The following is a 24645-nucleotide window of genomic DNA, read 5'->3' as shown; positions in this document are numbered from 1 at the left end:
TTCGGCTTCGGCATTCACCGCTGCGTCGGCATGCGGCTCGCCGAGCTGCAGCTCAGAATCGTGTGGCAGGAGATGCTGAAACGATTCGACCGGATCGAGGTGGTCGGCGAACCCCGGCGGGTCTATTCCAGTTTTGTGCGCGGCTACGAGACCCTGCCGGTGCGCATACCAGCCTGACGGTGGCCGCGCTTGGTGGTAATTGCAATGACCGCACCAGAACCGCAAGACGAATATGCCGACATCCGCGACGCCGTCGCCAAACTATGCGCGCAATTCCCCGGCGAATACTGGCGCAAGCTCGACCGCGAGATGGCCTATCCCAGGGCGTTCGTCGATGCGCTGACGGAGGCCGGATATCTCTCGGTTCTGATTCCCGAAGAATATGGCGGCGCCGGGCTGAAACTGTCGGCGGCCGCCGCGATCCTCGAGGAGATCCAGCGTTCGGGGTGCAATGGCGGCGGCTGTCATGCCCAGATGTACACCATGGGCACGCTGCTGCGCCACGGCAGCAAGGAGCAAAAGGCCAAATGGCTGCCGAAGGTCGCCCGCGGGGAATTGCGGCTGCAGGCCTTCGGCGTCACCGAACCGACCAGCGGCACCGACACCTCCTCGCTGAAGACCTTTGCCAGGCGCGACGGCAACGACGGCTATATCGTCAATGGCCAGAAGATCTGGACCAGCCGCGCCGAATATTCCGACCTGATGATCCTGCTGGCGCGCACCACGCCGAAAGAGCAGGCCAGAAAGCGCACCGACGGCCTGTCGGTCTTCATCGTCGATATGAAGGCGGCCAAGAACAACGGGCTCTCGATTAGCCCGATCCGCACCATGATGAACCACTCCACGACCGAAGTATTCTTCACCGATCTCAGGGTGCCTGCCGAAAACCTGATCGGCGAGGAAGGCCGGGGTTTTCGCTATATCCTTTCGGGCATGAATGCCGAGCGCATCCTGATCGCGGCCGAATGCATCGGCGACGCCAAATGGTTCATCGCCAAGGCGTCGGCCTATGCCAGGGAACGCGTGGTGTTCGGCCGGCCGATCGGTCAGAACCAGGGCATCCAGTTTCCGATTGCCAAGGCCTATGCGGCGATGCGCGCGGCCGAGCTGATGGTGCGGGAGGCCACGCGCAAATACGAGGCCGGGCTCGATTGCGGCGCCGAGGCGAACATGGCAAAAATGCTGGCCGCCGACGCCTCCTGGGAGGCGGCGAACGCCTGCGTCCAGACCCATGGCGGTTTCGGCTTTGCCGAGGAATACGACATCGAGCGCAAATTCCGCGAGACCCGGCTCTACCAGGTGGCGCCGATCTCGACCAATCTCATCCTGTCCCACCTCGCCGAACACGTGCTGGGCATGCCCCGCTCCTACTGAGAAGATCAGATGCTGCCACTTCAGGGACTGACCGTGATAGCCGTCGAACAGGCGGTCGCTGCGCCCTTCTGCAGTTCGCGGCTGGCCGATGCCGGCGCCGATGTCATCAAGGTGGAACGGCCCGAGGGCGATTTTGCCCGCGGTTATGATGCGGCGGCGAAAGGCCAGAGCAGCTACTTCGTCTGGCTCAATCGCGGCAAGGATTCCGTGGTCATCGATCTTGCCACCAAGCAAGGCCGCCAGAGCCTCGAAGTGCTGATATCGGGTGCCGACGTTTTGCTTCAGAATCTCAAGCCGGGTTCGATGGAAAAACTCGGTTTTGCGCCGGCGCGCCTGTGCCGGGATTATCCAAGGCTGATCTGCTGCACCATCTCGGGCTATGGCGATGACGGCCCCTACGCCCATCGCAAGGCCTACGATCTCCTGATCCAGGCCGAAAGCGGGCTCGCCTCGATCACCGGCGGTGCGGACGGCCCCTCGCGCGTTGGCCTGTCGATCGTCGATATCGCCACCGGCGCCACCGCGCACGCCGCCATCCTCGAAGCCTTGATCGCCCGCTCGCGCGACGGCAGCGGCGCCGACATCCGGATATCGATGTTCGACGTCATGGCCGACTGGCTGGCGGTGCCGCTGCTCAATGCCGAGGCCGGCAATCCGCCGCAACGGATGGGACTTGCCCATCCATCGATCGCGCCCTACGGCGTATTCCGCTCGGCCGATGGCAGGGACATCCTGATCTCGATCCAGAGCGAGCGGGAATGGAAAAAATTATGCGCCGATGTGCTGGGCCAGCCTGATCTGCCCGGGGATGTCAGGTTTGCCAACATGGTCGAGCGCGTCCGCAACCGTGAGCTCACGGACAAGACCGTCGGCGATATTTTTGCGACCATGAGCCGCGACCAATTGCTGAAGCGGTTGTCCGATGCCGATATCGCCTTTGCCGAGGTCAACACCATGGCCGATCTTGCCGTGCACCCGCATCTGCGCCGCATCGAGGTGGCCACGCCGGCAGGACCGGTGAGCTATCCCGCGCCGGCTGCGATCTTCGTCGATCAGCCGCGCCAATACGGCGCCGTGCCCGGGATCGGCGAGCATGCCGATCGCGGGATCGGCGAGCATGCCGATCGCGCCAAAGCCGCTGCCGCCGGGACCCCATCGTCATGACCGGGAAGATCGATCTCGACCATTTGCGGCAATGGATCGGCCGCACCGAGGAGGCCTCCGACATCGTCACCGCCCAGCTGGTAAAAGGCCTGCGCGCCACTTTGTTCATGGAAATCGGCGCGCCCAAGCCGGGCGATGCCGCCCCGTTCACCGTGCATTGGTGCCTGGCGCAGCCGGTCTATCCGATGTCGCAACTCGGGCCGGATGGCCACCCGACGCGCGGCGGCTTCCTGCCGCCGGTGCCGCTGCCGCGCCGGATGTGGGCCGGCGGCGAGCTGGAATTCTTCGAACCCCTGCGCGTCGGCGACGAGGCCGTGCGCACCTCGCGCATCGCGGATGTGACCATGAAGACCGGCTCTACCGGCCCGCTGTGTTTTGTCTCGGTCGAGCACGTGATCGCGACGCCGCGCGGCACCGCGATCAGGGAGCGGCAGGACATCGTCTATCGGGAGATGACGACACCGCAGCCGCAGGCGGCCGCCAAGCCGGCGGCGGCGCCGCCACCGGCGCAGCACAGCGTTAGCCACATGGCCGACCCCGTGCTGCTGTTCCGCTATTCGGCGCTGACTTTCAATGGCCACCGCATTCACTACGACCGCGATTACGTGACCAAGGTCGAGGGCTATCCCGGCCTTATCTTCCACGGCCCGATGCAGGCGGCCTTCCTGGTGGAGTTCGCCGCGAAACTGCGCGGCACGGCACCGAAACGATTCGGCTATCGCGGCGTGCTGCCGCTGTTCGAAGGCAGCGAGTTCAGCATCAATGCCGATGAAACGGAGGCCGGCATGGAGCTATGGACCGCGAATGCAGCGGGCCAGCCGACCATGAAGGGCAGCGCGGTTTGGTGAGATCTTGGTCTACAATGCTCGCTCCAACCCATCCGGGCTTCGCGCTGGGATTGCTGGTTCGTAGGGCGGATCGTGATCCGCCATTATGACCGTAACACCGACACCTTTCACATCACCCCGGTGAAGCATCGGTTTGTGGCTCGGGTCAAGGACTGGCCGCATCATCATTCCACAGCCACGCTCAGCTACCGGGCGGGTGCCGCAGCTTGTCGCTGGCAGCCACCGATGTTATTGATAAGTGCCATGCAGCTGTCGACCATCACGAGAATTACGCCGGAACAGTTTTTCGCCTGGATTTTGGGGCGGGAGGAGCGGTACGAACTGGTCGACGGCGAGGTGGTGATGATGGCTGGAGCCGGCCGCAGGCATGACCGGATCGTCGTGAACCTGACGGCCGCCACCCATTTACAGATCAACGGAGGTCCGTGTCAGACCTTCACAGGCGATACCTATGTCGTGACGTCCTCCTCGACCCGGAGGATGCCTGACCTGGGCGTCGATTGCGGGAGGCCTGACGACGATTCCATAACAGCCGACAAGCCGTCGCTGATCGTGGAGGTGCTGTCCCCCACGACGGGCGGCTTCGATGTGACGGTCAAACTCGCGGAATATCAGTCTGTGCCGTCAGTCGACTACATCCTGTTCGTGGATACCGAGAGCCCGAACGTGCATCTTTATTCGCGGGACGACGATAGGCTCTGGAAGAATGTCGTGCTCAAGGGGCTGGAAGCCGTGGTCGAACTCAAGAAGCTGAACGTCTGTCTCGACTTGCGGGAAATCTACAGTGGGTTGGAATTCAGACCGAAGCCCAGACTTGTCGACCCTTTCGCCGAGACCGACGAACCGACGGGCGGCTTTCATCCGAGTTGATCTCATTGTGTGGGGCGGATGCAAGCACTCTGTTCCCCACAAGGGGCCGCCCTGCCGCAACTAGCTCCGATCGCGCGATACGGCGGAAGGCGCCCACAAGGGGCGCAAATTGAGGTTTCAACCGTGTCATCCCGCAAGCCAAAAAGCACGACATCCCCCATCACCGTCAAGCACGCCACGCTCGATCTCTTGCGCGCCTTCAAGATCACAAAAATATTCGGCAATCCCGGCTCGACCGAACTGCCGTTCCTGAGCGACTGGCCCGGCGATATCGACTATGTGCTGGGCCTGCAGGAGGCCTCCGTGATCGGGATGGCCGACGGCTATGCCCAGGCCACCCGCAACGCCTCCTTCGTCAATCTGCATTCCGCCGCCGGTGTCGGCAACGCGCTTGGCAACATCTACACCGCGCACCGCAACCAGACCCCGATGGTGATTACCGCCGGCCAGCAGGCGCGCAGCATCCTGCCGCTGCAGGCTTTTCTCTACGCCGAGCGCGCCTCCGAATTCCCGCGGCCCTATGTCAAATTCGCCGTCGAGCCGGCCCGGGCTGAGGACGTGCCGGCAGCGATCGCACGGGCCTATTATGTCGCGATGCAGCCGCCCTGCGGGCCGACTTTTGTCTCGGTGCCGATCGACGACTGGACCCATCAAACCCAACCGGTCGCGGCCCGCGACATCAGCCGCGAACTCGGCCCCGATCCCCAGGCCATGAAGGGGCTCGCCGCGGCGCTCGCCGCAAGCCGGCAGCCTGCGCTCGTGGTCGGCCCCGGCATCGACCGCGCGGAGGCCGTCGACCTCATGGTCAAGGTTGCGGAGAAGGCAAAGGCCGCGGTCTGGGTCAGCCCATTTTCGGCGCGCTGCAGTTTTCCGGAACGTCATCCGCAATTTCAGGGTTTTCTTCATGCTTCCCCGGCGCAGGTGTCGGAAGCCTTGCGCGGCCATGATCTGGTGGTCGTGATCGGCGCGCCGGTCTTCACCTTTCACGTCGAGGGCCACGCCGCGATTTTCGACGGCGCCACGACGCTGTTCCAGATCACCGACGATCCAACCGCGGCTGCGGTAACGCCTGTCGGCACCAGCATCGTCGCCACCATGAAACCCGCTTTGTCGATGCTGCTCGAAATTCTGCCCCTAAGCAAACGCGCGATCCCCGTGGGCCGCGCGCTGCCGCCCGCGCCGGTTGCCGCCGATCCGATCCCGGTCGAGTTTCTGCTGCATACGCTGTCGTCCGCGATGCCTGATGACGCCGCGCTGGTCGAGGAAGCCCCCTCGCATCGCCCGGCGATGCACAGGTACATGCCGATGCGCGGCCAGGACAGTTTTTACACCATGACGAGCGGCGGCCTCGGTTACGGCCTGCCGGCCGCGGTCGGCATGGCCCTTGGCCGGCCGGGCATCCGGACCGTCTGCCTGATCGGCGACGGCTCGGCGATGTATTCGATCCAGGCGCTGTGGACCGCGGCGCAGCGAAAACTACCGCTGACGGTTGTCGTCATCAACAACCAGGGCTATGGCGCGATGCGCTCGTTCAGCCAGGTCATGCAGGTGCGCAACGTCCCCGGCCTCGATCTGCCCGGCATCGATTTTGTCAGGATCGCGCAAGGCATGGGCTGCGACGCCATGCGGGTGACGAAATCGGCGGAGCTCGCGCCGGCGCTGCAGCGCAGCCTGGCGCATGACGGCACCGGCCTGATCGAAGTCATGGTGGATTCGGCGGTGCCACTGCTCTACGCGCAGAAGAATTGAGGCCTCGGCATGTCGGCTATCCGAATGGCCGCATGTTGACTTTGCCCCCCATGCTCTGAATACTCCGCTGCAAAAATTAGTAATGAAATCCGTCGTGAAACGATGGTTGATCGGGGAGGAGTACCATGCCGACCTCACGCAGGACGCTGCTGAAGGGCACCGCCGCCGCCGCAGGCGTATTTTCCCTGGATTGGACGCGCGCGCAAGCGCAAGCCGAAACGGTGCGGATCGGCGTGATCTACGATTTGTCCGGTCCGTTCGCGGCGGGCGGCTCGGTCGCCTCCGCGGTCGGCGCGGAGATAGCGATCGATCTCTGCAATGAAAAAGGCGGCATCGGCGGCAAGTACCAGGTCGCGCCGGTCAAGGCCGATTCACAGAGCAAGGCCGACGTTGCGATCAATGAGGTCGAGCGCCTGATCAGCCAGGAGACGATCGACATCATCGACGGTGTCTATTCCAGCGCCCATGCGGTGCCGCTTGCGGCCAAGGCCGAGCAGCAGAAGAAAATCCTCTGGATCACGACCGCGGTCGCGACCGCCGTGTTCAAGGACAAGAACCTGCACTACGTCTTCCGTGCGCAGATCCACTCCGATCAGTACGGCCAGGCCTTCGCGAGCTTCATCGCCGAACACGCCAAGGCCAAGCTCGCCATCGAGCCCAAGGACGTCAAGGTCGCGCTGATTCATGAAGACGGCCCCTACGGCGTCGGCGTCGCCGCCGCCGACGAGGCCTATTCCAGGGAGGCCGGCCTCCAGGTCGTGCTCAAGGAGGGCTATTCGGCATCCGCGCCCGACCTCTCCGCGCTCGTGACCAAGATCAAGCGCTCCGGCGCCGATGTGATCTCGCACGCCGGATACAATCCCGACATCACCCTGCTGCTGCGCCAGGCCCGGGAGAACGGTCTTCGTTTCAAGATGCTGTTCGGCGCCGGTGCCGGCTACAGCCAACTCGACAAATTGCGCGCCACCTTCGGCAAGGACATCGACAATTTCTGCAATATCGATCCGGTGCCGGCGCAGTTGCTCGACCCTTCGAAGCTGGCTCCCGGCATCGGCGATCTCACCAGGACCATGGTCGAGCGATACAAGGCGAAGACCGGCGCCACCGACGTTCCGCCGCACTGCTCCATGGGCTTCAACCAGACCTGGGTCCTGCTCGACAAGGTACTGCCCGCCGCCAAGGAGAAATACGGCGGCTTCGATCCCGAGTCCGTCCGCAAGGCGGCGCTCGACGTCGACATCCCGCCGGGCGGCACCATCCAGGGCTATGGCGTGAAATTCTTCCCGCCCGGCACGCCGCTCTCCGGCCAGAACGAGCGCTCGACGCCGGTGGTGATGCAAAACGCCGGCGAGCATATCTCGGTGGTTTGGCCGACCATTATCCGGACGCAGGACCCGATCTTCCCGCTGCCGAAATCCTCGATCTACGCCGCATAGATCGCGATGCTCGCCGTTGAGGGCCTCGTCAAGCGCTTTGGAGGATTCCTGGCCGTCAACCAGGTTTCCTTCGAGGTGCGTGCGGGCGAAATTCTGGGCCTGATCGGTCCGAACGGCTCCGGCAAGAGCACGACGTTCAATCTGATTGCGGGCAATCTGCGCCCCAACTCCGGCTCGATCCGTTTCAATGGCAAGGAGATCGGCGGCCAGTCCGCGCACACGATCTGCCGTCAGGGCATCGGGCGGACGTTCCAGATCCCACGACCGTTCCGCAGGCTGTCGGTGATCGAGAATGTCGCGCTTGCCGCCTATTATGGCGAAGCCGGCAGGATCTCGCGCGGGCAGGCGCAACGCCGGGCGGCGGAAGTGCTCGACATGGTGGATCTGGCGGTCGATCCCACGGCGTCGACCGCCGGATTGGGCGCCGCCGCCCTGAAAAAGCTCGAGCTTGCGCGCGCGCTCGCGACCGGACCGAAGCTGCTGCTCGCCGATGAAAGTCTCGGCGGCCTTGACCCCGCCGAGATGGAGCGTGCCGCCCATCTGCTCGGCGATATCCGCGGCCGGCTCGGCATCACGATCGTCTGGGTCGAGCACATCATGGGCGTGCTGATGCGGGTCGTGGATCGCGTCATCGTGCTCGATCACGGCGAGAAGATTTTCGAAGGCAGACCGGCACAGGCCGCGGCCGATCCCCGCGTCATCGAGGTCTATCTCGGCAAGGCACAGGCCTAACGCATATGCTCTCGCTCGCCACCGTCTCCGCCGGCTACGGGTCGTTTCAGGCGCTGTTCGGCGTGTCGATCGAGGTGTCGCGCGGCGAGGCGGTCGCCGTCATCGGTCCGAACGGCGCCGGCAAGACGACATTGATGCGGGTTATTTCCGGCATCCTCCCGATGCGCGAAGGCACCATGACGCTCGAGGGGCGCCCGGTCGGCGGCCTGCCGGCGCACCGCATCGTCGAACTGGGCATTGCGCACGTGCCGGAGAACCGGCGCCTGTTTCCGCGATTGTCGGTCGAGGAGAACTTGCGCATTGGTGCGTTCATTCCCTCGGCCCGCGCCGGTTTCTCCGGGCAGCTCGATTGGGTCTATAACCTGTTTCCGCGGCTCAGGGATCGCCGCACCCAGCTTGCCGGAACGATGTCGGGCGGCGAACAGCAGATGTGCGCGATCGCCCGCGCGCTGATGTCGAAACCGCAGCTGTTGCTGATGGACGAGCCGTCCGCCGGACTTGCGCCGCTGGTCGTGCGGCAGGTGTTCGACCTGGTGCAGAGGATTCGCGCCGAGGGCCTCACGGTTCTGATCGTCGAGCAGAACGTCCAGCAGGTGCTCGAGGTCGTCGATCGCGCCTACCTGCTTGAAGCCGGCGCCATCAAGCTTTCGGGAACCGCCGCCGAGCTGAAAGGCAGCAGCTTCATCCGCGCGGCCTATATGGGGCTATAGATGGACATCTACCTGTTCGAGGCGATCATCAACGGCGTTCTGCTCGGTGGCGTGCTGGCGCTGCTGGCGCTCGGATTGAACCTGATCTTCGGCGTGATCGACGTGGTGTGGATCTGCTATGCCGACATCGTCATGTGCGGCATGTATGCGGTCTATTTCCTCTATGCCCAATTTGGCGTGCCGCTGCCGCTCGCCTTTGTCGTCGCCATTGCCGCCATCTCCGGCCTTGGCGTTCTGGTTCACCTTCTGATCATCGCCCCGGTCCTCGATTCGGCACCGGTCAATCAGCTGCTGGCGACCGGCGGGCTTTTGTTTTTCCTGCAAAGCTTTGCGACGCTGCTGTTCGGGACCGATTTCCGCAACATCGGCGTGCGCCTGCCGGTCATCGAGATCGCGAGCATCTATGTCAGCTTCGCCCGGTTGATCGCATTTGCGGTCGCCCTGATCGGGGCGGTCGCGCTCTATCTCTTCCTCAAGCGGACCTATGTCGGCATCGCCATCCGCGCCATCGCGCAGGACCGCGAGATCGTCGGACTGATGGGGATCGATCAGCGCCGCATCTATCTCCTGGTGTCGGCCATCGGCGGGGCGCTGGCTGGCCTGGCAGCCTGCCTGCTGGCGCTGCAATATGATGTGCATCCCTTCATCGGCAACACCTTCGGCCCCGTGATCTTCATGATCTGCGTCCTCGGTGGGCTCGGCAACATGATCGGCGGCTACGTCGCGTCCTTTGTCGTCAGCCAGATCATCGCGATCGGCGGCTATTACGCCAGCACCGAACTCTCCTATGTGTTCGCTTTCACGTTTTTCATCGGTTTGATCCTGATCCGGCCGCGCGGGCTGTTCGCGCCATGAGCGGGACCCGCGTATGGCTAGTTGCCGGCGGCGCGATCCTGTTGGCGCTGCCCGCGGTCGCGCCGGGCTATTTCCTTCACCTCATGATCCAGATCCTGATCTGGGCCTTCATCTATACGGCGTGGGCGCTGATGGGCCGCTTCGGCTTCGTATCGTTCGGCCACGGCGCCTTCCTGGGGGTCGGGGCCTATGGGCCGGCGCTGTTGTGGAACTATTGCGACCTGACGCCCTGGCTCGGCATTCCCATCAGCGTCATCGCCGCGGTGCTGTTGGCCGTGGTCGTCGGCTATCCGTGCTTCCGCCGCAAGGTGGTCGGGCACTATTTTGCGCTGGTGACGCTGGCGCTGAGCCAGGTGGTGCTGCTCTCGCTCATCGCCGGGCGCGACGTCACCGGCGGTTCTCTGGGCTTCACGCCGAAGGCCGCCGGGCATTCGTGGTACGCGCTGCAATTTCCGGAGAAGCGATATTTCTACTTCATCGCCGTGCTGCTCTGGCTGGCCGGGCTTCTGATCTGGCACCGGATCGACCGCGGCATCGGCCGCGAGGCGCTTGAGGCGATATCGGAAGACGAGGACGCCGCGGCTTCGGTCGGCATCGACGTGATGCGCGAGAAGATACGGGTGACCGCGATCAGCGCCGCGCTGACCGCGATCGGCGGGGCGATTTACGGGCAATACGTGATGTACCTCAATCCCGACACGGTTTCGGGCATCGCGGTATCGCTGCAGATCGTATTCGCGGCAATTGCGGGCGGGGTCTATTCGCTGCTCGGGCCGAGCGTCGGTGCGCTGCTGACGCTCCTGCTCACGGAAGGCTTGCGGGTGTGGTTCGGCACCAGCTTCATCGGCGCCGCCAACACCATCTACGGCATCCTGCTCGTGCTGTGCATCATCTTCATGCCGCAAGGCATTGTCGGCACCTTGCGGCGCATCAAGCTGCCGCGCCGCGCGCCAGCCCAAGCGGCCGCGGCGCAAGATCGCATCACAATGTGATGCGACGGCCCTCCTCGGCGGCCCAATAGCCGGCGTAGTTGAGCTTGATGGTCTCGAAGGCCAGAGCGAGGCCGGACAGCGGCTGCCGGCCGGTGGCTGCGCATTCCATGAAATCCTGGATTTCCTGCTGGTAGCCGCGCGTCCATTCCTCCTCGAGGCAGACATATTGCCAGCCGGTCTTGCGATCGACCTTTTCGGTGATGTAGACGCCCGCAAGCTTCTCCTCGCTGGTCTGGTAGCTCATCAGGTGCGTGTTCGGCGTGATGTTGGCGAACAGCGCGCCGCCGCTGGTATAGGTCTCGATCAGGTTGCGCACGCCGCCCAGGATGATGTCGCCGGAGAACACGACAGCCTTGGTGCCGTCGGAGAAGGTGACGGTGAGCGCGCCCCAGTCTTCGACGTCGACAGGTCTGGCCTTGATGAAGGTCAGCTCCTCCGGCCGCAGGCAGGCCGAGAGGTTGCCGACGTCGCAGGTCACGCTGGCCGCGCGGATCGCCTCGCCCCGCGCTCTCGCCTCGACCTGCTTGAGATAGAGCACTGCCGAAAGCGGATGGCATCCCATCCGGATCAACGAGCCGCCGCCGGTCATCGCCCATTGCGCCGCGTGCGCCGCATGCGAACCGCTATGGCTCTCCTCGCCCTTCATGAACAGGATCTTATCCCCGGTGGCCTTGAGGATCTCCGCGGTCTTGGTCACCGCCGGCGCGTAGATCCAGTCTTCGGCATACATGAAGAGCCTGCCGGTGTTGCTGATGGCGGCAGAGGTCTTTTCCATCTCCTCCAGCACGCGCTCATACATCAGGGCCTTGCGCACATGCTTGCCGATGGGCGCGGCGTCGCCGTCGCGGCCGAAATAGCCCGCGAACGGCTTTTCGCAGATGACGTGCTTGCCGGCCTGCATCGCCGCGACGATCATCGAGGCATGCAGGTTGGGGGGCGTGCAGATGTCGACGACGTCGATCCCGCCATCGGCGATCAACTCGCCGAAGCTGCGGTAGGCCGCCGCTATGCCGTGCCTTCTGGCGAAATCGATGACCTGCTCGCCGCGCGCCGCGACGGCTTTGACTTCGACCTCGACGCCGTAGACCCGCCTATAGGCGTGCATGTGCAGCTCGGAGACGAAGCCGCATCCCACCAGACCGATCCTGATCTTCGCCATTGCGCCCGTTCCCCATAGCCGTTGGTCATGAGCCCATTATAGCCAGTTGAATCGCGGTACGCGCGACACCGCGCGAAAGACGGCCTCGGCGGGCGACATGTGTTCACGCAATGGCCGTGAACTCCCTCTCGCCTTGCGGCTCTCTCCGCGTGCGCGGTGCGCTCCCCTCCCCCCGTCCGGCGTAGCGCAGCGAAGCCGGATGGTGGGGAGGGGTCAGGGGTGGGGGGCGCTCCAACGAGCGCCGGTGTCTCCGGAGACGCCCCCCACCCCACCCTCCCCACCGCTGCGCGGGGGGAGGGAGTGAAAGAGCCTGCCTTCCTCACTTCCCTCTCGCCATACCCGTGGCGTGCTTCCACAGCGCGCCAGCCGGTTGCAAAAACCAATGACATCATCGAGGCGTCACTTCGAACTGATGAAAGCCGTCTCACCAGCACGTAAGGCGGGGCTGGCTCGGTTGGTCCGCACGGGCAGGCCCAACCGACTGACCGGCGCTCATCAACGGCAAAGCTCGCGCTGCACGGGCGGCATCGGGGCGATTTTCGAATGGCGGGCCGGCCGATGATGCTGTAGCGTAGAGGCCGTCGAAGAATACGTGCCGAAGTCGAAGCATCCTTGCCGAATGTGCCGAACATGGTCGCCAGGCGTTGTCGGGCTCGGGGCGTGGCTGGATCTGGGATGATCGGTAGGCCGGCGATCGAGCGGCCGCCGCGGCCGGGGATCCCCGGGATGAAGCGCCCGGCCTGCGCCCTTGATCAGGACATGGCGTTGGTCCTTTGCCGGGGCCGCCGCGACCGGCGCGTTGCGCCCGCTCCCGGCCGAGCCGTCCGAAGACGAGCCATCCGACGAAAAGGGTCATGATGACCGAGCTTGCGGAACAACCCACCCCTGTCGGAGTGAGGCTCGGCTTGGCGTACTGGAACCAGGAATTTCAGAGAATCCACTCGCCGGTCCTGCGCTATGGCTTTGCCGTCGTATCGGTCGCGATCGCGCTTGGGGTGGCGTTCGCATTCCAGCATTACCAGTTCCGGGACGTGGAGCTCCCGGTTCTCACGCTGGCGATTGCCGTCACCACCTGGTACGCGGGAGCCGGGCCTTCGGTGCTCGCCGTTCTGTTGTCCTCGGCCAGCTTCGACTACTTCTTCACGGAGCCGCTTTACTCCCTCAGCATTTCCACCAGAGATCTTCCTTACTTTCTCATTTTCGTCGCCTGGGCCGCCATTGTCGCCTCGTTCAGCGCTGTCAGACGCCGGATCGAGGACAACCTTCGTCAAGCCCGCGACAAGCTTCAGGTCGAAGTGGAACAGCGCAGGCATCGAGAGGACGAGATTCGCAAACTCAACCAGGAGCTCGGCAAACGGGCCGCGGAGCTCGAAGCCAGCAACAAGGAACTGGAATCTTTTGCCTATTCCGTCTCCCACGACCTGCGGGCGCCGCTTCGCCACATGGTCGGGTACTCCGAGCTGCTGCAGAAACAGGCCTCGTCTTTGCTCGACGACAAGAGTCAGAGGTTCATACGAACGATTCTCGACTCGGCAAAAAAAATGGGCAATTTGATCGACGACCTGCTGGCGTTTTCCAGGATCGGGCGGGCCGAGACCAGAGCGACGAAGGTGGACCTGGAGCAGCTCGTCAAGGACGTGGTCGCTGAAATCGGGCAGGACACCAGGCGCCGCAATATTGCCTGGAAGATCGGCACGCTTCCGGTCTGTTACGGCGACCGTTCCATGCTGAAGCTGGTCGTCGTCAACCTTGTTTCCAACGCCACCAAATTCACACGCATGCGCAAGCCGGCCGAAATCGAGATCGGCTGTGTCGACCGCGATGAAGAGGTCGAAGTGTTCGTGAGGGACAATGGTGCCGGCTTTGACATGCAGTATGTCGACAAGCTGTTCGGCGTCTTTCAGCGTCTGCACCTGGCTGAACAGTTCGAGGGCACCGGAATAGGACTGGCCACCGTTCAGCGCATCGTTCACCGCCATGGCGGCAAGGTCTGGGCCGAGGGAGCGGTGGATCAAGGCGCGACCTTCACCTTCTCGCTTCCGAAAGCCCGAGCTGCAGGGGAAAGGACGGCGATCGCGCCATGACCACGCTGGGACGCATTTTGATCGTCGAGGACGACCCCAACGACGTCGAGCTGACCCTGACGGCGCTGGCCGACTACAACCTGGCGAACGAGGTGGTGGTGACCCGCGACGGACAGCAGGCCCTGGACTACCTCTACTGCCGGGCGGAATTCAGTACGCGCCCCGCCGGCAATCCCGCGGTCATGCTGCTCGATCTGAAACTTCCGAAGATCGGCGGATTGGAGGTCTTGCAGCAGGTCAAGTCCGACCCGCGCCTGCAGATGATTCCCGTGGTGGTGCTGACGTCATCCAACGAAGAAAAGGACATGATGAGAAGCTACAGCCTCGGGGTGAATGCCTATGTCGTGAAGCCGGTCGATTTTCACGAGTTCGTCAACGCGGTGAAGGAACTCGGCATCTTCTGGGCGGTCATCAACGAGTCGCCGCCGGGCAGCGTGCAGAAGTGACATCTCCGCTGCGGATTCTGTTGCTGGAGGATAACAGCCACGACGCCGAGCTGATTTTGGAGCTGCTCGAGGCCGATCATATCGTCTGCGAAATAACGCGCGCCCAGACGCGCGCCGAGTTCGTCGCCGGCCTGCACGACGGCCGCATCGACCTCATTCTCGCCGATTACAAGCTTCCTTCCTTCGACGGGCTTACCGCGTTGCGGCTGGCGCTCGATGCCCGCGCCGATCTGCCCTTCATCTTCGTTTCCGGCTCGCTCGGCGAAGAAATCGCGATCGAAGCGCTCAAGATCGGGGCCACGGATTACGTCGTGAAATCGCGGCTGTCGAGGCTCGTGCCTTCGGTCCGGCGCGCGCTGCGCGAGGCCCACGGCCGCACCGAGCGCAAGAAGGCCGAGGCGGCGTTCAGCCGCAGCGAGATGTATCTGGCGGAGGCGCAGCGATTGAGCCGCACCGGCAGCTTCGGCTGGGACCCGGCGAGCGGGAAGATCTACTGGTCGAGCGAGACTTTTCGCATATTCGAATGCGAGCCGACGGTCGAGCCGACCATTGAGCTGGTGCTGGAGCGAACCCAGACCGACGACCGCATGCGCCTGCGCCAGATCATCGAGCGCGCCTCGATCGAGCGGAGCGGGTTTACCGCCGAGCATCGCCTGCTGATGGCGGATGGCTCGGTCAAATACGTTCGAGCCGTGGCCAATCCCTCGAGCGGCGAAGATCCGGAGAGTTTCGTCTTCGTCGGGGCGATCATGGATGTCACCGAGCGCAAGCGCGCCGAACAGGAGCGCGAAAGACTGCGCCAGCTCGAGGCGGATCTCGCCCACATCAGCCGCGTCAGCATGATGGGAGAGTTGGCCATCGCGCTCGCCCACGAAATCAAGCAGCCGATTTCGGCTGCGTCCACCAACGCCCAGACCTGCTCGCGATGGCTGCGTCGCGACCCACCGGACCTGCCGCAGGCCATGGAGGCGGCCGCGGCAATGGTCGAGGACGTCAGGCGCACCGCCGGCATCATCGACCGCGTCAGCTCGCTCTACCGGCGCGGCACGCCGGAGCGGGAATCGGTCGATCTCAACGAAATCGTTCGCGAGATGACCGTGTTGCTGGTCGAAAAGGCCAAGCGGAACGCGGTCTCGATCGGGGCCGACCTCGATCCAGAGCTTCCGGCGACGACGGCCGATCGCGTCCAGCTGCAGCAGGTCCTGATGAACCTCATGCTCAACGGCGTCGAGGCGATGCAGGAAACCGGCGGCAGACTGACCGTCGCATCGAAGACGACCGCGGATGGTCAACTGCTGATCTCGGTGAGCGATACCGGCATCGGGCTTTCGCCCGATGAAACCGAGCGCATTTTCGATGCATTCTTCACCACCAAACCGCAAGGCACCGGCATGGGACTGTGCATCAGCCGGCGCATCGTCGACTCGCATGGCGGCCATCTGTGGGCGAGCCTCAACCCGGAAAGGGGCACGACCTTTCAGTTCACGCTGCCCGTCGAGGCGACTTCGTCCTCGTTTGTGGCAGCCGAGCGCGCGCGCGACCGGCGATAGAGCCAAAGGCTGAGCTGGTCCATGTAGATGTAGACGACCGGCGTGGTGAACAGCGTCAACACCTGCGAAACCAGCAGACCGCCGACGATCGCGTAGCCGAGCGGCTGGCGGATTTCCGAGCCCGTTCCTAGTTGAGTTCGTAGGATGGGTTGAGCCCTCAGCGAAACCCATCATGTTCTCAGACCGCAGTTGATGGGTATCGCTTCGCTCTACCCATCCTACGCGCCGACCTCGACCTCGACGCCGTAGACACGGCGGTAGGCGAACGACCAATTGCAGGCGGCCGCCGCAGGGAATATCATACTTAACCATCTCAGCCATGAGCCTGGACCAACCATGTCACGCTTATCCGCGCCAATGAGCTTTTCCAGAAGACTTCAACCGGCAGTGTTCTTTGCGGGCGCAGCGCTTTGGCTGAACGCGGGAATGGCGCAAGCCGGGCCCTGCAGCGCCGACATCTCGCAGTTTGAAGCAACCGTTCAACAATCGGCGGGCGATCCGCTCGGCGGATTGACAGCCCCTCAATCGGTCGATGCGCAGCTTGGCCATCAGCCCACGCCTCGATCCGTGCACCAGGCCGACCGGCGCCTGAAGTTGCGATTTTCCGCGGCCCTGGCCCGTGCGAAGCAGTATGATGCACAGGGCAATCGTTCCGGCTGCACCCGCGCCCTCAACGCGGCGAAAGAACTCTATATCCCGTAAGGTTAAGAGAGCTGGAGCTACTTACGAACACGAAACCTGGGATGAGGACATTGCCACCGTCATTGCGCGTTTCGGCCGACCCGCTTGGATGAAATTGGCTCGATGCGGGGCGCCGAACGAGGGCAACCACAAGGGTTGCCCCTACAGGATCGAAATGACGTAGGGGCGCCCCTCATACGCGCTAGCTCTAGAACTCGTATCCCGGACGCTGGCCGCGTAGACGGTGGGCTCCCTTTCCCCCCAAGCGAAAGCGTAGTTGAGCGATTCCGTGAAACTTATCATTTCAGGCCACGAGCATTGGCCTCTCACTCCCTCTCCCGCTCTTCGCGGGGGAGGGTGGGGTGGGGGTGCCTCAGCATAGATACCACCTGCGTTGGCCCCCACCCCGACCCTCCCCCGCGCGAAGAGCGCGGGAGAGGGAGCGCAGCTTCGCAAGCTTCGATATGATCAGAACTTCGGAAACGCTGGTCTAGGAAACGCGAGCTAGCCTTTCCGGCCATAATTCAGCAAGCCGCCGACGCTCTTGGGCGGATGCGCCCGAAGACCTTCCTCGTTGGGCTCGGTGCCCCAGCCCGGCCGGTCCGGCATCACGAGGTAGCCGTCTTCGAATTCGGGCTGATGCGTAAACAGTTCATGGTCCCAGGCCAGCCGGTCGATATCGGTCTCCATGATGCGCAGGTTGGGCACCGCGGCGCTGAAATGGGCGTTCATCATGGTGCAGAGGTGGCCGTAGAAGTTATGCGGCGCGACATTGACCTCGTGGGCCTCGGCGCAACTCGCGATCTTCATCGATTGCCAGACGCCATTCCAGGGCGTGTCGATGATCGCGACATCCATGGCCTGCTCGCGGAAATAGGGCAGGAATTCGCGCAAGGAGAGCAGCGTCTCGCAGGATGAGATCGGGTGCGGGCTTTGCCGCCTGATATAACCGAGCGCTTCCGGGCTGAAACTGTCGATCTCGATCCAGAACATGTCGAGATCGGCGATGGCGCGCAGGATCTTCAGGTAGCCTTCGGTCTTGGCGTTGAAGTTGAGGTCGAGCAGGATATCGACGTCGGGCCCGGCGCCGTCGCGGATTGCCTCCAGATGCATGCGCAGATCGCGCAGTACCTGGCGGTCGACGTTGATCTCGGGCTGGAACGGGGAGCCGAAACCGGGCCGCCAACCCCTGGGCTTGCCTTCGTCATAGGTGAAGATGTTGGTCTTCAGCGCGGTAAACTTTTTCTCGCGGACTTCGCGCCCGATCGCCTTGACGCCGTCGAGATCGGATATTGCGGGCTTGTACCAGCCGGGGTGATTGATGCGCCAGGTGGCGCAATGCGACCAGTAGACCCGGATGCGATCGCGGATCTTGCCGCCGAGCAATTCGTAGACCGGCACCCCCAACAGCTTGGCCTTGGCGTCGAGCAGGGCGTTTTCGATCGCGCCGAGCGCCTGCGCGATGATGCCGCCGGCCGCCGGGCGGGTCGCGGCGAACAGCTCGGCGTAGATCCGTTCGTGCGCAAACGCATTCTGTCCGACCACGCGCGCCGCCAACCGCTCGATCGCCGCGCCGACGCCGGGCGAGCCGAACCCTTCGTCGAATTCGCTCCAGCCGACGATGCCATCCTCGGTCGTGAGCTTGACGAAGTGGTAGTTGCGCCAGCCGGCGTCGCAGGACAGGAGGTCGACGCTTGTTACGCTTGATTTCTTCGTCATGGCGTTTCCTTGTTTTCGTTGCCGACGGTCGGGAGCGCGCCGGGCCGGCGTGCCCGCTCGCAGCGGCACCATAGCGGATATCCGGCTGCAAACGGCGTGCGGGCAACATAGAACCGCTTGCGAAGCGCGGGCGGCTCTACTCGGCCGCCTGCGAAGAGGGCATGCGCATGGCGTCCAGGCCATCGGCGGAGGTGGCGGAGATCGTGGTGCGGATCATCAGCCGCGCTTCATGTGCCGGCCACGGCCGGCCGCGATGCATGGTGGCGCGGTTGTCCCAGATCACGACGTCGCCCTTGCGCCAGGGGTGCAGGTAGCTCGCGCCGGGCGCGGTCGCAGCCTGCATCAGCTGGTCGATCAGCGCGGTTGCCGCCGCTGCATCCATGCCTTCGACCGCATAAGCGTGCGAGGCGAGATAGATTGCGCCGCGGCCATTCACCGGATTCTTCCACACCATGCGCCAGCATTGCGCCAGCATTGCGGCGGCAGCGCCGCGCGCTCCTCGGAGCTTGCGAGATCGGGTGCGATCTGGCCGCGCGAATGCGCGTAGTCATGCCAGGCAAAGGAATTTTCCAGCCGCTCGCGCATCGCCGCGTCGAGCCGCTCGAACGCCAGCCGGGTCGAGACGAATTCGGTCTCGCCGCCACGCGCTGGGATGATGCGCGCCGACAGGATCGAGGTCAGCGCCGGCACCGGCTTGAACGAGGAGTCGGTATGCCAGAGCTGGTTGGCCTTGCTGCGCAGCGACAACCGGTGGTCCGGCGGCACCACCTTGCCGTCAGGGCCGATGGTCGAGAGAATGACGAAATGCGAGCCGGTTCCCAGTGTGCCGACTTTTGTGACCTCCGGCGGGCCGAAGCGGCGCGAAAAGGCCAGTTGCAGCTCGTCGGTCACGTCCTGGTCGCGCAACACCAGGACGGAATGCTGCTCGAAGGCCGCGCGAACGGCCGCATAGGCGGCATCGTCGGCGGCGACATCTGAAAGCGTCACGCCGCGCAATTCGGCGCCAAATGCCGGGCCTAAGGGAACGATGTCCATCGGCCAGTCCTCCCTGTATTCTGCCTGTATAACTGCTGGGCATGAATTCTCAAGGTTAAGGTCAGGCGTCCCGGTCTCTTGATGCATGGCCGGCCTTCCGGAATACATCGACAGGTCCGGCCGCGGCAGGTAGGGTTCGCCGTTCAAAAAAGCGGCCGCAATAACCATCGCAATAACCGACTTGAAAACCGACTTTGGAACTGACTCGGGGAGGACGTTGTTGCAGGGCAAGTTGACGCCGAAGCGCGATTATTATGCCGGCGCCCTGATGCTTTTGCTCGGCGTAGGCGCCGCTGTCACCGGCAGCGGCTACAAGTTCGGCAGCCTCGCCAGAATGGGGCCGGGTTTCATGCCGGTCGTGCTGGGTATCGTGCTGGCCTTCCTCGGCATCCTGATTGCCGGCACCGCGTTGGCGTCGTCCGAACCCGACGACAAGAGGTTCTTGCCTGATAACCCGCAATGGCTCGGATGGCTCTGCATCATCGGCGGTCCCATCCTGTTCATCATCCTCGGCCAGTATGGCGGCATGATTCCCGCGGTGTTCGCCTGCGTCTTTGTCTGCGCGCTGGGGGATAAAACAGGCACCGTCAAATCGTCGGCGGTCCTGGCGGCCGGCGTCACGATCTTCGGCGTGCTGCTGTTCCATTACCTCTTGAGCATTCCTTTCCCCCTGCTGCGCGGGGTCAACCTGTGATCGCGACGGCGATTACCGATCTCTGGTACGGTTTTGGCGTGGCGCTCGAGCCGCACAATCTGATGTACTGCTTCCTCGGCGTGCTGGTCGGCAACCTGGTCGGCGTGCTGCCGGGTATGGGGCCGGTCGCGACGATTTCGATCCTGCTGCCGTTGACCTTCGGGATGGCGCCGGTGCCCGCCATCCTGATGCTGTCCGGCGTCTATTATGGCGCCCAGTATGGCGGGGCGATCTGCTCGATCCTGCTCAATCTGCCCTGCCATCCGCCGCACGCGGTGACCTGCCTCGACGGATTTCCGCTGACCAAGCAGGGCAAGGGCGGCACCGCGCTCGGCATTACCATCATCGCGGCCTTCATCGGCGCTTCCTTCGGGATCACCGAAATGATTTTCCTGGCGCCGTTCCTGGTCAAGATGGCGCTCGAATTCGGGCCCGCCGAGGTCTGTTCGCTGATGCTGGTAGGCCTGCTGGCGGGTTCGACGCTGGCGAAGGGATCGCCGCTCAAGGGCATCGCGATGACGGTGCTCGGCCTTCTGGTCGGCATTGTCGGTTCCGACATCGAGACCGGACAGCCGCGTTTCACCTTCGGCATCACCGAACTGTTCGACGGTGTCGAAATCATCGCGCTGGCGCTCGGCATGTTCGGCATAGCCGAGTTCATGAACAGCATCAACAACACCGAAACCGTCGACATGCGCTACGCCAAGGTCGGCATCTCCGACATGTTTCCGTCCAGGGCCGATCTCAAGCTGGCGTTCTGGCCGATGATCCGCGGCACCTTTCTCGGCAGCCTGTGCGCGCTGATTCCGGGCACCGGGCCGACCATCGCCTCGTTCGTGTCCTACGCTACCGAGAAAAGGATCTCAAAGACGCCGGAGCGGTTCGGTCACGGCGCGATCGAGGGCGTCGCCTGTCCCGAGGCCTCGACGCATTCCTCGGTGCAGGGTGATTTCATTCCGACCATGTCTCTCGGGATACCCGGCGACACCGTGATGGCTCTGCTCTTGGGCGCGCTCATCATTCACGGCATCGTTCCGGGGCCGCAGCTGATCAGCCAGCACGCCGACATCTTCTGGGGGCTGATCGCGAGCTTCTGGATCGGCAACATCCTGCTCGTCATTCTCAACGTGCCGATGATCGGGCTGTGGGTAAAACTTCTCAGCATTCCCTACCGCTACCTCTATCCGAGCGCGATGTTCTTCGTCTGCATCGGGGTCTATGCCGCCAACAATGACATGTTTCAGGTCGGCGAGACTTTGGTCATCGGCGTCATCGGCTACATCCTGCTGCGGCTGGATTTCCATCCCGCGCCGATCCTGCTCGGCTTCGTGCTTGGACCGCGTTTCGAGGAGAACTTCCGGCGCAGCCTGTTGATCTCCCGCGGCGATCTCATGACCTTCATCGAGCGTCCGATCAGCGCGTTCTTCCTGTTGATCTGCGTGGTGCTGATCACAGCCCAGATCTATGTCTGGCTGCGCAAGCCGAAATTTGTCGCGGAGGAAAGGGCTATCGAGGCCGCGCTGCCGGAGACGCCCTATTCGGAACTGGCGGAGTAGCCGACGGCGGGATTGGCCGGAGTTGGCGACGGGCCGGGATCCTAATGGGCCACTTCCTGCACCACCAGAAGCGCCCTCAGCGTGCCTTCGCTCAAGGGGCCATGCGTCGATGGCGGCTTCCGTTCGGAGCCTTCGATCGGCATTTGCGTCTGCAGTGCAGGCTTTCTGGTCAGCGGCGCCGACGAACCAAGCCCGTTTGTCTCTTCGGCTTCATCGACATCGGCGGCATCACTGATTTGCCCCGCCGATCGCAGCTGGCGGCTCTTTCGAGTTTCGATCTTTCTCGGTCTTGGCTGCGGCGTATATACGATCGGCGGCAGCATGTGATGGCGCGACATGATCAGTCTCCACGGGCCCTACCGGGTTCAAAGCAAACGCCGGGCCAGTTAAAAATGTGTTACAAATCAACTGGCTGCTGGCGTGGTCAAGCGCCAGCCCCGGCAGTATTTGCCGAGCACTCGGCCAAAATCGGCCTGTAACGCGCGGGAATACCGATCACGGGTCGTTGCCGACCAAGCTTCGAACCTTGGCTGAGGCGTCGTAAATCTCAACCCGCAGCACGGGGTATTTGGTCAATAGCTCCGCACAGGCCCTTTTGGCGGCGGGGGCGTCGGCGAACTGTTTCTTGAAATGTCCGTCGACCACCATCGCGTAACCGTTCGCGGGAGCGATGTCGGCGCGCAGGGCGTTCCTCGGCCGTGCTTCTTCGGGCAGCTCCAGTCTTGGTTTTCTCAATGTTTGCTTCATCGCATCATTCACCCGGGCGTGGCATACCTTAACCGTCGCGTAGAATGTCTCTCACGTCCTTGACCGACCAGTTTTCATGCAGCGGCAGCACCCGCACCCGCGTGTTGTCGGTTTCGTTGACGAGCGCGTGAGAACTCGCATCGTCAACGATGCGCACCAGGTTCAACACGGTGTCGGGCTGCCAGTTCAGCGTGACACTGAGATCGCCTGGAAAGATTTGCCACTTCGAGCCGTCGTCAAGTTCGACCAGATGGCTTTCTGAATGCCTGCGTATTTTCATTGGCAGCGTGGCCTTCGCCTGGCCGCGCGGCGCTCGCGTTCGCGCCGTTTCAGGTAGGCCAATCCTGCAACCGTCAGCCGATGGCCGCTGGTCTCCCCGGTGCCCATCAGGCCGAAAACGTAAGGGGTGAGCAATTTGCGCGCCTGCACGATATCGGCGTGCTGGCGCTCGGCAAGGCTCTCGTAAATGCCCATGGCCCGTTCGATCACGGCAGGCGCGAGAATGTCTTCGAGAGGATCATCGGTCATGCCGAATAAGACTTTGTCGGCTGGTTTGTTCCGGCCCTTTCGGACCCGCGCTCGAATGGAACATCGATTCTGCCATATTCCGTGCGATTCGTTCAGAAGCCATTCAGACCCTCTCGGTCAGATTGAGCGGCAGATAGGCAGTTGGATCGATGATGGAACCAAGACTTTGGAAAGGATCCTTCCATGGCCGGCTGACGGCCAGGCTGCGAGGAGCTGCGTGGGTCATGGTCGCTACCTTGCTTGGCGCCGCGGCGGCCGGCGCCGCCGAGCTGAGCCCCCACGACATGGCGCTGCTCGACCGCCTGACCTGGGGGATCAACGCCTCGAGCGCGCTGCATCTGCAGGCGGTCGGGCCCGATCGCTGGCTTGCCGAACAATTGCATCCCGCGGCCAATGAGGCATTGCCGGACGCCGTCCGAGCCGCGATCGAGGCCATGGCGGACGTTCGTAAATTTCCGTTCGACATCGCGGTCGCGTTCGATGCGCAAGGCAAGGCCGCCAACCAGATCGCCGATCCGGACCAGAGGAAATCGGCGCAGCAGGCCTTCCAACAGGCCATGAGCGAGCGGGCGCGACAGGCGGCCTCGCGCGGCATCCTGCGCGCGCTCTATGCGCCCGACCAGCTGCGCGAGCGCATGACCTGGTTCTGGTTCAACCATTTCAACGTGCATCAAAACAAGGCCAATCTTCGCATCCTGGTCGGCGACTACCAGGATCGTGCGATCCGCCCCTTTGCGCTCGGCAAGTTCCACGATCTCCTGATCGCCACGCTGTATCACCCGGCGATGCTGCGCTATCTGGACAATGCCGACAATGCAGGCGGCCATATCAACGAAAACTACGCCCGCGAGATCATGGAATTGCACACGATGGGGGTCGGCGCGGGCTACAGCCAAGCCGATGTCGAGGCGCTGGCGCGCATCCTGACCGGCGTCGGCATCGATCTCAGAGCGGAAGATCCCAAACTCAAGCCGGAGCTGCAATCGCAGCTGGTGCGCGAGGGTGCGTTCGAATTCAATCCGGCCCGGCACGATTACGGCGACAAGACTTTCCTCGGTCACACCATCAAGGGACGCGGGCTGGCGGAAGTCGACGAGGCGATCGACATCCTGGTGCGCCACCCGGCGACGGCAACGCATCTGGCGCGGCAGATTGCGACCTATTTTGTCGCCGATAATCCGCCGGAGCCCCTGGTGGCGCGGATGGCGCAAACCTTCAAGACATCCGACGGCGACATCGCCGCCGTGCTGGCCACCATGGTTCATGCGCCGGAATTTGCCGCCGTGCTCAAGTCCGGCGCCAAATTCAAGGATCCCATGCAATATGTGCTCTCGGCGGTGCGGCTTGCCTACGACGACAAGGTGATCCTGAATGCGCAGCCGATCCAGAACTGGCTCAACCGGCTCGGCGAAGGCCTGTTCAATCATGACACGCCGGACGGCTATTCGCTGATCTCGGCGTCCTGGAACGGCCCCGGCCAGATGATGGTGCGGTTCGAGATCGCGCGGCAGATCGGCTCGTCTTCGTCAGGGCTGTTCAAGCCGGAAGGCCCGGGCGCGGTCGATCAGCCGGCCTTTCCGCTGCTTGCGAACGCGCTCTACTTCAACGGATTGCGGCAAACCCTGGGCCCGACCACGCTGGCAGCACTTGATCAGGCGATCTCGCCGCAGGACTGGAATACGCTGTTTCTGTCGTCGCCCGAGTTCATGCGCTGAG

General features: G+C 63.4%; 26 protein-coding genes and 1 pseudogene. 18 read left to right on the top strand and 9 right to left on the bottom strand.

Annotated elements, in window-relative coordinates:
• The 11 genes from ABSG20_RS05570 to ABSG20_RS05520 all read left to right on the top strand — a co-directional run.
• On the top strand, window positions 1–177 hold a 177-nt coding region (locus ABSG20_RS05570; protein WP_423863497.1), incomplete at its 5' end, for a cytochrome P450.
• A gap of 27 nt (window positions 178–204) precedes the next feature.
• A complete protein-coding gene (locus ABSG20_RS05565) occupies window positions 205–1374 on the top strand; it encodes an acyl-CoA dehydrogenase family protein (RefSeq protein WP_423863496.1) in 1170 nt (389 codons plus the stop codon).
• A 9-nt stretch (window positions 1375–1383) separates the two neighbouring features.
• The gene (locus ABSG20_RS05560; protein WP_423863495.1) at window positions 1384–2538 is read left to right on the top strand and encodes a CaiB/BaiF CoA transferase family protein; all 1155 of its coding nucleotides are present in this window, start codon (window positions 1384–1386) and stop codon (window positions 2536–2538) included.
• Window positions 2535–3386 (top strand): HTD2 family dehydratase, encoded by an 852-nt coding sequence (locus tag ABSG20_RS05555; RefSeq protein WP_423863494.1) that lies wholly within the window; start codon window positions 2535–2537, stop codon window positions 3384–3386. The genes ABSG20_RS05560 and ABSG20_RS05555 overlap by 4 nt, the downstream gene beginning before the upstream one ends.
• A gap of 72 nt (window positions 3387–3458) precedes the next feature.
• Window positions 3459–4256: a Uma2 family endonuclease gene (locus ABSG20_RS05550; RefSeq protein ID WP_423863493.1), complete on the top strand. Its 798-nt coding sequence runs from the start codon at window positions 3459–3461 to the stop codon at window positions 4254–4256.
• A gap of 123 nt (window positions 4257–4379) precedes the next feature.
• On the top strand, window positions 4380–6005 hold the full coding sequence (gene mdlC, locus ABSG20_RS05545) for a benzoylformate decarboxylase (protein WP_423863492.1): 1626 nt from the start codon (window positions 4380–4382) through the stop codon (window positions 6003–6005).
• Between the two features lie 125 nt (window positions 6006–6130).
• The gene (locus ABSG20_RS05540; protein ID WP_423863491.1) at window positions 6131–7441 is read left to right on the top strand and encodes an ABC transporter substrate-binding protein; all 1311 of its coding nucleotides are present in this window, start codon (window positions 6131–6133) and stop codon (window positions 7439–7441) included.
• A gap of 6 nt (window positions 7442–7447) precedes the next feature.
• Window positions 7448–8173, top strand: a complete 726-nt coding sequence (locus ABSG20_RS05535; protein ID WP_423863490.1) for an ABC transporter ATP-binding protein — start codon at window positions 7448–7450, stop codon at window positions 8171–8173.
• Between the two features lie 5 nt (window positions 8174–8178).
• Window positions 8179–8883, top strand: a complete 705-nt coding sequence (locus ABSG20_RS05530; protein ID WP_423863489.1) for an ABC transporter ATP-binding protein — start codon at window positions 8179–8181, stop codon at window positions 8881–8883.
• A complete protein-coding gene (locus ABSG20_RS05525; protein WP_423863488.1) occupies window positions 8884–9738 on the top strand; it encodes a branched-chain amino acid ABC transporter permease in 855 nt (284 codons plus the stop codon).
• Window positions 9735–10730: a branched-chain amino acid ABC transporter permease gene (locus tag ABSG20_RS05520; protein ID WP_423863487.1), complete on the top strand. Its 996-nt coding sequence runs from the start codon at window positions 9735–9737 to the stop codon at window positions 10728–10730. The genes ABSG20_RS05525 and ABSG20_RS05520 overlap by 4 nt, the downstream gene beginning before the upstream one ends.
• On the opposite strand, the gene ABSG20_RS05515 is transcribed toward ABSG20_RS05520, so the two are convergent.
• Window positions 10720–11889 (bottom strand): Gfo/Idh/MocA family protein, encoded by a 1170-nt coding sequence (locus tag ABSG20_RS05515; protein ID WP_423863486.1) that lies wholly within the window; start codon window positions 11887–11889, stop codon window positions 10720–10722. The genes ABSG20_RS05520 and ABSG20_RS05515 overlap by 11 nt on opposite strands.
• Window positions 11890–12743: 854 nt before the next feature.
• Between ABSG20_RS05515 and ABSG20_RS05510 the strand changes: the two genes are divergently transcribed.
• Genes ABSG20_RS05510 through ABSG20_RS05500 form a run of 3 tightly spaced genes read left to right on the top strand, consistent with a single transcriptional unit; the run spans window position 12744 to window position 15969 of the window.
• Window positions 12744–13973: a sensor histidine kinase gene (locus ABSG20_RS05510; RefSeq protein ID WP_423863485.1), complete on the top strand. Its 1230-nt coding sequence runs from the start codon at window positions 12744–12746 to the stop codon at window positions 13971–13973.
• Entirely contained in the window at window positions 13970–14419 is a 450-nt protein-coding gene (locus ABSG20_RS05505) for a response regulator (RefSeq protein ID WP_423863484.1), read from the top strand. Before ABSG20_RS05510 ends, ABSG20_RS05505 begins: the two co-directional genes overlap by 4 nt.
• Window positions 14416–15969 (top strand): sensor histidine kinase, encoded by a 1554-nt coding sequence (locus tag ABSG20_RS05500; protein ID WP_423863483.1) that lies wholly within the window; start codon window positions 14416–14418, stop codon window positions 15967–15969. The genes ABSG20_RS05505 and ABSG20_RS05500 overlap by 4 nt, the downstream gene beginning before the upstream one ends.
• Here ABSG20_RS05500 and ABSG20_RS05495 read toward each other — a convergent pair.
• Window positions 15897–16130, bottom strand: a pseudogene (locus ABSG20_RS05495) (efflux RND transporter permease subunit); the annotation flags it as partial. The gene ABSG20_RS05500 and the pseudogene ABSG20_RS05495 sit on opposite strands and share 73 nt — an antisense overlap.
• 112 nt (window positions 16131–16242) lie before the next feature.
• On the opposite strand from ABSG20_RS05495, the gene ABSG20_RS05490 reads away from it, so the two are divergent.
• Window positions 16243–16671 (top strand): hypothetical protein, encoded by a 429-nt coding sequence (locus ABSG20_RS05490; RefSeq protein ID WP_423863482.1) that lies wholly within the window; start codon window positions 16243–16245, stop codon window positions 16669–16671.
• A 483-nt stretch (window positions 16672–17154) separates the two neighbouring features.
• Here the strand turns inward: ABSG20_RS05490 and ABSG20_RS05485 are convergent, their stop codons facing one another.
• From ABSG20_RS05485 to ABSG20_RS05475, 3 genes are all read right to left on the bottom strand, one after another.
• The gene (locus ABSG20_RS05485) at window positions 17155–18369 is read right to left on the bottom strand and encodes a mandelate racemase/muconate lactonizing enzyme family protein (protein ID WP_423863481.1); all 1215 of its coding nucleotides are present in this window, start codon (window positions 18367–18369) and stop codon (window positions 17155–17157) included.
• Between the two features lie 136 nt (window positions 18370–18505).
• Complete coding sequence (locus ABSG20_RS05480; RefSeq protein WP_423863480.1) at window positions 18506–18805, bottom strand: TauD/TfdA dioxygenase family protein; 300 nt, start codon at window positions 18803–18805, stop codon at window positions 18506–18508.
• Window positions 18802–19404 (bottom strand): TauD/TfdA dioxygenase family protein, encoded by a 603-nt coding sequence (locus tag ABSG20_RS05475; protein ID WP_423863479.1) that lies wholly within the window; start codon window positions 19402–19404, stop codon window positions 18802–18804. The genes ABSG20_RS05480 and ABSG20_RS05475 overlap by 4 nt, the downstream gene beginning before the upstream one ends.
• Before the next feature lie 220 nt (window positions 19405–19624).
• On the opposite strand from ABSG20_RS05475, the gene ABSG20_RS05470 reads away from it, so the two are divergent.
• Both ABSG20_RS05470 and ABSG20_RS05465 read left to right on the top strand, forming a co-directional pair.
• Window positions 19625–20098, top strand: coding sequence for a tripartite tricarboxylate transporter TctB family protein (locus tag ABSG20_RS05470; RefSeq protein WP_423863478.1), 474 nt, complete (start codon window positions 19625–19627; stop codon window positions 20096–20098).
• Window positions 20095–21654, top strand: a complete 1560-nt coding sequence (locus ABSG20_RS05465; RefSeq protein WP_423863477.1) for a tripartite tricarboxylate transporter permease — start codon at window positions 20095–20097, stop codon at window positions 21652–21654. The genes ABSG20_RS05470 and ABSG20_RS05465 overlap by 4 nt, the downstream gene beginning before the upstream one ends.
• 41 nt (window positions 21655–21695) lie before the next feature.
• Here the strand turns inward: ABSG20_RS05465 and ABSG20_RS05460 are convergent, their stop codons facing one another.
• The 4 genes from ABSG20_RS05460 to ABSG20_RS05445 form a co-directional block, all read right to left on the bottom strand.
• Window positions 21696–21992 carry a hypothetical protein gene (locus tag ABSG20_RS05460; RefSeq protein ID WP_423863476.1) on the bottom strand — a complete coding sequence of 99 codons (297 nt, stop codon included), beginning with the start codon at window positions 21990–21992 and terminating at the stop codon, window positions 21696–21698.
• Window positions 21993–22149: 157 nt separating this feature from the next.
• Window positions 22150–22413, bottom strand: coding sequence for a hypothetical protein (locus tag ABSG20_RS05455; protein WP_423863475.1), 264 nt, complete (start codon window positions 22411–22413; stop codon window positions 22150–22152).
• 16 nt (window positions 22414–22429) lie between these two features.
• Complete coding sequence (locus ABSG20_RS05450; protein ID WP_423863474.1) at window positions 22430–22681, bottom strand: hypothetical protein; 252 nt, start codon at window positions 22679–22681, stop codon at window positions 22430–22432.
• Window positions 22678–22929 (bottom strand): hypothetical protein, encoded by a 252-nt coding sequence (locus ABSG20_RS05445; protein ID WP_423863473.1) that lies wholly within the window; start codon window positions 22927–22929, stop codon window positions 22678–22680. The genes ABSG20_RS05450 and ABSG20_RS05445 overlap by 4 nt, the downstream gene beginning before the upstream one ends.
• Before the next feature lie 224 nt (window positions 22930–23153).
• Here ABSG20_RS05445 and ABSG20_RS05440 point away from each other — a divergent pair, with 224 nt between their 5' ends.
• A complete protein-coding gene (locus ABSG20_RS05440) occupies window positions 23154–24644 on the top strand; it encodes a DUF1800 domain-containing protein (protein WP_423863472.1) in 1491 nt (496 codons plus the stop codon).
• Window position 24645: the final 1 nt, after the last annotated feature.

It is taken from the genome of Bradyrhizobium sp. (genome assembly GCF_049512235.1).
In the GTDB taxonomy this organism is placed as follows: Bacteria; Pseudomonadota; Alphaproteobacteria; order Rhizobiales; family Xanthobacteraceae; genus Bradyrhizobium.
The sequence above is the reverse complement of the archived record's forward strand: the minus strand, read 5'-3'. Positions and strand labels throughout refer to the sequence as shown.